Here is a 6,429-nt window from a genome sequence, read left to right as displayed (position 1 = left end):
CGCCCCCTGCCCCGCGCCCCTACGCCCGGGCAGCGAAAACGCAGCTATATCGCCACCGGCTCGAGGCGCTCTGGGGGTCGCGCGGCGCGCCCTGGAGTGTCCCTCGCACTGCGTCGGCACGACAGGTATCGGGTACATGCCGCCGGTGGCGACGGGCAATCCTGCCGGGGTAGTCGCGACGGTCATGGCCGCGTCGACCTCCGCGGCCACGGCCAGTCGCACCCCACCGGCTCACCCGCCGCCGGGGACCAGGACCTCGATTACCTGCGCCGAGGCCGATTCCACCCATGCGCCGCCGATGAACACGGGCCGGTGCCCTGATCCGACCAGGAGATCAGAGGCCACCAGGTACGGTCGGCGGACAACGGAGGCACCCTCCAGCGATCGGTGTTCATGACCAACAGATCGCCCAACACCGGGCATCGTGCGTTTCCGAGGTGCCTCCGCATCACCCGAAGGAGCCTGACCGTGCCGGATTTTCTCACCAACGACGGTGTGCGCCTGCACTACACCGATGAGGGCGATGGCAGGCCGGTGGTGCTCATTCCCGGCTTCCGGGCCTCCGCCGCGACCTGGCTGTTCCAGCAGCGGGCACTTACCGAACGCGGCTTCCGGGTGCTGTCGCTGGACCGCCGCGGCCATGGCGAGTCCCAGGCCCCGGCCTTCGGGCACCGAATGGCCCGGCACGGCGCGGATCTGCGCGACTTGCTGGCCGCGACGGGCCTGACCGGCCGGCGCGACGTAGTGCTGGTCGGCGGTTCCATGGGGGCGAGCACGATCTGGGCCTATGTCGACCAGTGCGGTACCGCGGACCTGGCCGGGATCGTCAGCGTGGACCAGACGCCGAAGATGAGCAATGAGGAGGGCTGGGCGAACGGCTTCTACGGTTACGGAGCAGACAACCTCGGCACCTTCTTCGCTGCCGGACCACCGGCCGACACCGGTCACGGCAAACCCCCGTCCGAGCGCCTGGAGCGGTTCCAGCGCCTGTTCGACGCCCTCGGCCTGCGCCCCGAGGACCTGGCGACCGAGCCGCTGTCGCAGAACGATCTGGCGCTGCTGCGCGACCACGCGATCGCCGACTGGCGCGACGTGATCCGGCGGGCCGGTGTGCCGATCCTGTTCGTGGCCGGCCGCGACAGCGAGTTCTGGCCCTACCGGCACGCCCTGGACGCGGCGGCGTCGAACGAACGCGCCGACTCGGCGGTGATCGACGACTGTGGTCACGCGGCGAATATCGAACAGCCCGAGGCGTTCAACAAGTTGCTGCTCGGCTTCCTCGACACGCTGTAGCCGGGGATCGGTGCGCCGCAGGTTGTCCACGCCGGCGGAGCAGCCCTCGGACACTGCCGACCAGCGCCGTGAGCACGGGTGCGCCGAGTGCCGCCGACACTCGGACATCTGCGCCGCCGTGCCCGAGACCACCCCGCGTCTTCACCTCGCCCGCCCCGGCCCGGCTCAGTGGACCAAGACCAATGCTGCGATGGTAGCCAGGCACATCGCGGGTCCATGAGGGACGGCGGAATCCGCTGAACCCATGCGGGATCTTCGCCGGAAGCGATCGAGCAGCAGGTGCGCACCGCCGATCAGGGCTGTCAGGAGGGGTGCGCCGAGGGCTGCCCACACCCAGGTCTGTGCGCCGCCGCACGCCGCCGCGCCACCCAGCCCGACGGCCAGCTTCACATCACCGGCCCCGAACGCGGCGGGTGCGATCAGGTGGATCGTCAGGTAGACCGCCGCGAGCAGCAACGCGCCCACCAGCGCGACAGACCCGCGCCCGGTCGCCGCGGCGAATCCGAGCACACCCACCGCGCCCGCACCGGTCAATGCGTTGGGCAGGCGTCGTTCCCGCAGGTCGACCGTGCACAGTGCGAAACACCACCCGACGAACGAGGCGTATGCGACAACGGTGAGTGGCGTGGTCGCCTCGATGTCCGGTCGCGTGGCGGTCGAGGCGAGGGCGATCGATATCACGACCGGACGTGCCCGAGGAAACGGACCGTCGAGGGTCCGCACACGACGTCCGGCATCGCCCGTCCCATCTCGATGCGTTCGAGATCACCGCCGAGTACACCCAGCCGGACGCTCATCGAGCATCGCAACCGTGACACGATCACACCGCTCGGCGGATGCACAGCCTGCCGGGTTCGGGTGTTTATCGAGCGCAGCGACCGTGAGACGGCGGCGCCGATCGGTGCGTGTACAGCCTGCCGGGTTCGGGTGTTTGTCGAGCGCTGCGACCGTGAGACGGCGGCGCCGATCTGCGCGTGCACAGCCCGCCGGGTTCGGGTGTTTGTCGAGCGCTGCGACCGTGAGACGGCGGCGCCGATCTGCGCGTGCACAGCCCGCCGGATTCGGGCGCTCATCGAGGGCAACGACCGTGACACGGTCGCGCCGCTCGGCGCGTTCGGATCCCGCCTTCGCAGGTCGATCATGGTCCGCGGAGCATTCCGGTGAAGGCGAGCGGGATGGTGGGTGTGAGCGTGCGGTGACCGCGGGGAAATGCTCGGCTGAACGGCGGCTTGCGGGGCGGTGGCGGGCATGGCACCATCGTGACCGCCCTTCGGCGGTTTCGGGGGCGTCGATCGCGAAATGTGGATAGCTTCGGCAGATGTGAATAGATGGCGTTTATCAATGCTCGGATGATGAGCATCCGCGCAGGTGCCGGATGCGCAGCCGGCTCGAGTGGGCTGTGTATCGACTTGGGGATGGGCGCGGGAATGGGATGGGATGATGCGGCCCGGCAGCGGTAGCGTTGGATCCATGTCTGCTGATCACGGCGCACCGCGCCCCGACCATGCCGCCCGGCGGGCCGCGCTGCGGGACCTGCTGGTGGAGAACAGGGTTGACGCCCTGCTGGTGACCGACCTGGTGAACATTCGGTACCTGACCGGATTCACCGGTTCCAACGCGGCCTTGCTGGTGTACGCCTGGGACACCGACGAGGGCCGCACCGTGATCTGCACCGACGGCCGCTACACCACCCAGGTCGGCGAGCAGGTGCCGGATATGCGCGCGGAGATCGCCCGCGCCAGCGCCCGGCGGATCGTGCAGCTCGCGGGCGAGTGGCAGACCGGCCGGGTGGGCTTCGAGAGCCATGTCGTGACGGTCGATCAGCACCACGGTTTCGTCGAACAGGGCGGCGGACTCGACTTGGTCGGGGTGCCAGGCCTGGTGGAACAGCTGCGCATGGTCAAGGACCGTTACGAGGTCGAGCAACTGCGCGCCGCCTGCGCCGCCGCCGACGCCGCGCTGGCCGCCCTGCTCGAGCGCGGCGGACTGCGGCCCGGCCGCACCGAGCGCCAGGTGGCGCGCGAGCTGGAATGGCTGATGTTCGAGCACGGCGGCGAGGCGGTGGCGTTCGAGACCATCGTGGCCGCCGGGGCGAATTCGGCGGTCCCGCATCATCGGCCCACCGACGCGGTGCTGGCCGCGGGCGATTTCGTCAAGCTCGATTTCGGCTCGGTGGTCAACGGCTACCACTCGGATATGACTCGCACCCTGGTCCTCGGTCAGCCTGACGATTGGCAGCGCGATGTATACGAGCTGGTCCTGGAATCTCAGCGGGCCGGTCGTGAGGCATTGAAACCGGGTGCGGGTTGCGCGGATGTCGACGCCGCCGCGCGCGGGGTGATCGAGCGGGCCGGACACGGCGAGCTGTTCGTGCACGGCCTCGGACACGGCGTGGGCCTGCGGGTTCACGAAGCACCGGGGCTCGCCAAAACGGGCACGGGTACACTGCTCGGTGGCGTGACGGTAACCGTCGAACCAGGTGTGTACTTCCCCGGCCGCGGCGGCGTGCGGATCGAGGATACGCTCGTGGTTCGCGAGGGGGGTCCTGAACTGCTCACGCTCACCAGCAAAGATCTGACCGTGGTCGACTGACGCACGGGCGAAACAGTGTGTAACAGTGTGTAGGAACGACAAGGAGATCCGAGGACAGTGGCGGACACCAGCGATTTCAAGAACGGTCTCGTGCTGAAGATCGACAACAATCTGCAGCAGATCATCGAGTTCCAGCACGTCAAGCCGGGCAAGGGCCCCGCGTTCGTGCGTACCAAGCTGAAGAACGTGATGTCCGGCAAGGTGGTCGACAAGACGTTCAACGCCGGTGTGAAGGTGGAGACCGCGACGGTCGACCGGCGCGATATGACCTACCTGTACCACGACGGGTCCGACTACATCTTCATGGACGGCGACACGTACGACCAGATCCACATCGGCGACGCCGTGCTGGGCAAGTCCGCCGGATTCCTGCTGGAGAACATGCAGGTCCAGGTCGCCGTGCACGAGGACGCGCCGCTGTTCGTCGAGCTCCCCGTCGCCATCGATGTCATCGTGACGCACACCGAGCCGGGCCTGCAGGGTGACCGCTCCAGCGCCGGCACCAAGCCCGCCACCGTCGAGACCGGAGCCGAGGTGCAGGTGCCGCTGTTCATCAACGAGGGCGACAAGCTGCGCATCGACACCCGCGACGGCTCGTACATCAGCCGCGTCAACTCCTGACGCGAGGATAATGTCGACTGTGGCCGATCAGCCTGGAGACAAGAAGTCCCAGTACAAAAAGCTCGGCGCGCGGCACAAGGCCCGCCGTCGGGCGGTGGATCTGTTGTTCGAGGCCGAGGCGCGGGATATCGACCCGGCCGACCTGATCGACGAGCGGGTGAGCCTGTCGGCCGGTGACGATTCGGTCGCGCCGGTCAACCCCTACACCCGCACCCTGGTCGAGGGTGTCGCCGATGACCTCGACCGTGTCGACGGCACCATCGAGTCGTACCTGCAGGATTGGACGCTGTCCCGGCTCCCGGCCGTGGATCGGGCGATTCTGCGCGTGGCGGTCTGGGAGCTGTTCCACGCCAACGAGGTTCCCCCCGTGGTGGCCGTCGACGAGGCCGTGGAACTGGCCAAGGAGCTGTCCACGGACGACTCCCCGAGTTTCATCAACGGCGTGCTCGGCCAGGTGGTCCAGGTGGCCCCGCAGGTCCGTGCCGCGGCGGCGGCCACCCGCGCGTCCGGCGGCGAAACCTCTTCGTAGGCTCTGTTTTTCGCACCGCCCGGCCGGAATGCGTTCCGGCCGGGCGGTTTTGCGTCACCAGCCGCCGGCGGATCCGGTAGGCGGATGCGGTGCGGGCGCGGGAGCGGGGCGGTTGTCGAGCATCTGACGGCACTGACCGTCGGTATGCCCGGCCTGCTTGCAATTCTCCCATTGGACCTGGCCGTCGGTCCACGGGTCGGCGGCGGCCGTCGCCTCGGAGACGCCGAAAACGGCGACAGCCGCCATGCCCAGCGCGAGAACACAGTTCTTCATCACAAACCCCCAGTTGATCTTCAGGACGGTTCGGGCCCCAGCATGCCACGCCGGAGCTGTGCCGACCAGCCGGGCGTTTCGCGGGCTCGTTACGCGGCGGCCGGGCGCAGCAGGATCGTGCCGGTGGTGGCGCGGTTCTGGACCAGGCGATGCGCCTTGGCCGCCTGGTCGAGCGGGAGTATCCGGTCGATCAGCGGTTCGATGCGGCCGGCGGCGGCCCGGTCCAGTACGTCCGCGCGGGTGGTGGCCACGCGGGTCAGCCATTCGGGGCCCGCGCAGGCGGTGTAGGTGAGGCCGCGGGCATGCAGATCGGCGGCCGCGATGGTGGCCGGAGCTCCCGAGAGCTGGCCGTAGCCGAGCATGCGGCCGTCGAGCGGGGTCAGCACGTCGAGCAGGTCGTGGGCGATATCGCCGCCGAATGTCTCGAAGACGACGTCGATGGTCGAATCCCCGAGGATTTCGCGCAGTCGTCGCGGCCAGTCCGGGGCGCGGTGATCGATCACCTCGTCCGCACCGAGCGCGCGGGCGCGATCGGATTTGGCCGCGCTGGCCGTGGCGATGACGCGGGACGCGCCGGATTCCCTGGCCAGCTGGGTGAGATAGCCGCCCACGCCCGTCGTCGCGACCGGGACGAGGACCGTCTCGCCGCCGGTCAGGCCGGCGCGGCGCAACAGCGCGGTCGCGACCGAGCCGCCCATTAGCACCGCGGCCGCCGCGTCGGTCGCGAGCCCATCCGGGATGATGGTCGCGAATTCTGCTGGGACGCACACCTTCTCGGCATACGCACCCTGTCCGGCGGTGCTCACCACCACCCGGGCGCCGATCAGCCCGGGATCCACGCCGGCCCCGGCCTCGAGCACCGATCCGGCAGCCTGGAAGCCGAACGCGCCCGGTGGCCCGGCGATCGGAAATGCGCCCGAGCGCAAGAGGGTCTCGGCATAGAGCACCGGAATCGCGGTGGCCCGGATCAGGATCTCGCCGACGCCGGGGTGCGGGTCGGGAACCTCCTGGGTCTGCAGCACTTCGGGCTCACCGGTGGCGGTCATTACGATTGCCTGCATCGAAACTCCATAAGTGGACTGACGGTCAAGTTGTCGACTCGACGATATGGACCGCCGGTC

7 protein-coding genes are annotated in these 6,429 nt (G+C 69.0%); 4 read left to right on the top strand and 3 right to left on the bottom strand.

Going from position 1 to position 6,429, the window contains the following annotated elements:
• Nucleotides 1-468 precede the first annotated feature (468 nt).
• Complete coding sequence (locus JZ791_RS35195; RefSeq protein ID WP_308163275.1) at nt 469-1,293, top strand: alpha/beta fold hydrolase; 825 nt, start codon at nt 469-471, stop codon at nt 1,291-1,293.
• A gap of 165 nt (nt 1,294-1,458) precedes the next feature.
• Here JZ791_RS35195 and JZ791_RS35190 read toward each other — a convergent pair whose 3' ends face one another.
• Nucleotides 1,459-1,974, bottom strand: a complete 516-nt coding sequence (locus tag JZ791_RS35190; RefSeq protein ID WP_308163274.1) for a prepilin peptidase — start codon at nt 1,972-1,974, stop codon at nt 1,459-1,461.
• 789 nt (nt 1,975-2,763) lie between these two features.
• On the opposite strand from JZ791_RS35190, the gene JZ791_RS35185 reads away from it, so the two are divergent.
• The 3 genes from JZ791_RS35185 to nusB are packed head-to-tail and all read left to right on the top strand — an operon-like array spanning nt 2,764 to nt 5,035.
• Entirely contained in the window at nt 2,764-3,885 is a 1,122-nt protein-coding gene (locus JZ791_RS35185) for a M24 family metallopeptidase (RefSeq protein ID WP_216900782.1), read from the top strand.
• A gap of 57 nt (nt 3,886-3,942) precedes the next feature.
• Nucleotides 3,943-4,506 carry an elongation factor P gene (gene efp / locus JZ791_RS35180; protein ID WP_216900780.1) on the top strand — a complete coding sequence of 188 codons (564 nt, stop codon included), beginning with the start codon at nt 3,943-3,945 and terminating at the stop codon, nt 4,504-4,506.
• A 19-nt stretch (nt 4,507-4,525) separates the two neighbouring features.
• On the top strand, nt 4,526-5,035 hold the full coding sequence (nusB, locus tag JZ791_RS35175; RefSeq protein ID WP_216900778.1) for a transcription antitermination factor NusB: 510 nt from the start codon (nt 4,526-4,528) through the stop codon (nt 5,033-5,035).
• 54 nt (nt 5,036-5,089) lie between these two features.
• On the opposite strand, the gene JZ791_RS35170 is transcribed toward nusB, so the two are convergent.
• Together JZ791_RS35170 and JZ791_RS35165 are read right to left on the bottom strand one after the other, a co-directional pair.
• Nucleotides 5,090-5,308: a hypothetical protein gene (locus JZ791_RS35170; RefSeq protein WP_216900776.1), complete on the bottom strand. Its 219-nt coding sequence runs from the start codon at nt 5,306-5,308 to the stop codon at nt 5,090-5,092.
• Between the two features lie 89 nt (nt 5,309-5,397).
• Entirely contained in the window at nt 5,398-6,369 is a 972-nt protein-coding gene (locus JZ791_RS35165) for a quinone oxidoreductase family protein (RefSeq protein WP_216900774.1), read from the bottom strand.
• Between the last annotated feature and the right edge of the window lie 60 nt (nt 6,370-6,429).

It is taken from the genome of Nocardia alni (assembly GCF_019038435.1).
Taxonomy (GTDB): domain Bacteria; phylum Actinomycetota; class Actinomycetes; order Mycobacteriales; family Mycobacteriaceae; genus Nocardia; species Nocardia alni.
This window is presented reverse-complemented; position numbering and strand designations above follow the sequence as displayed.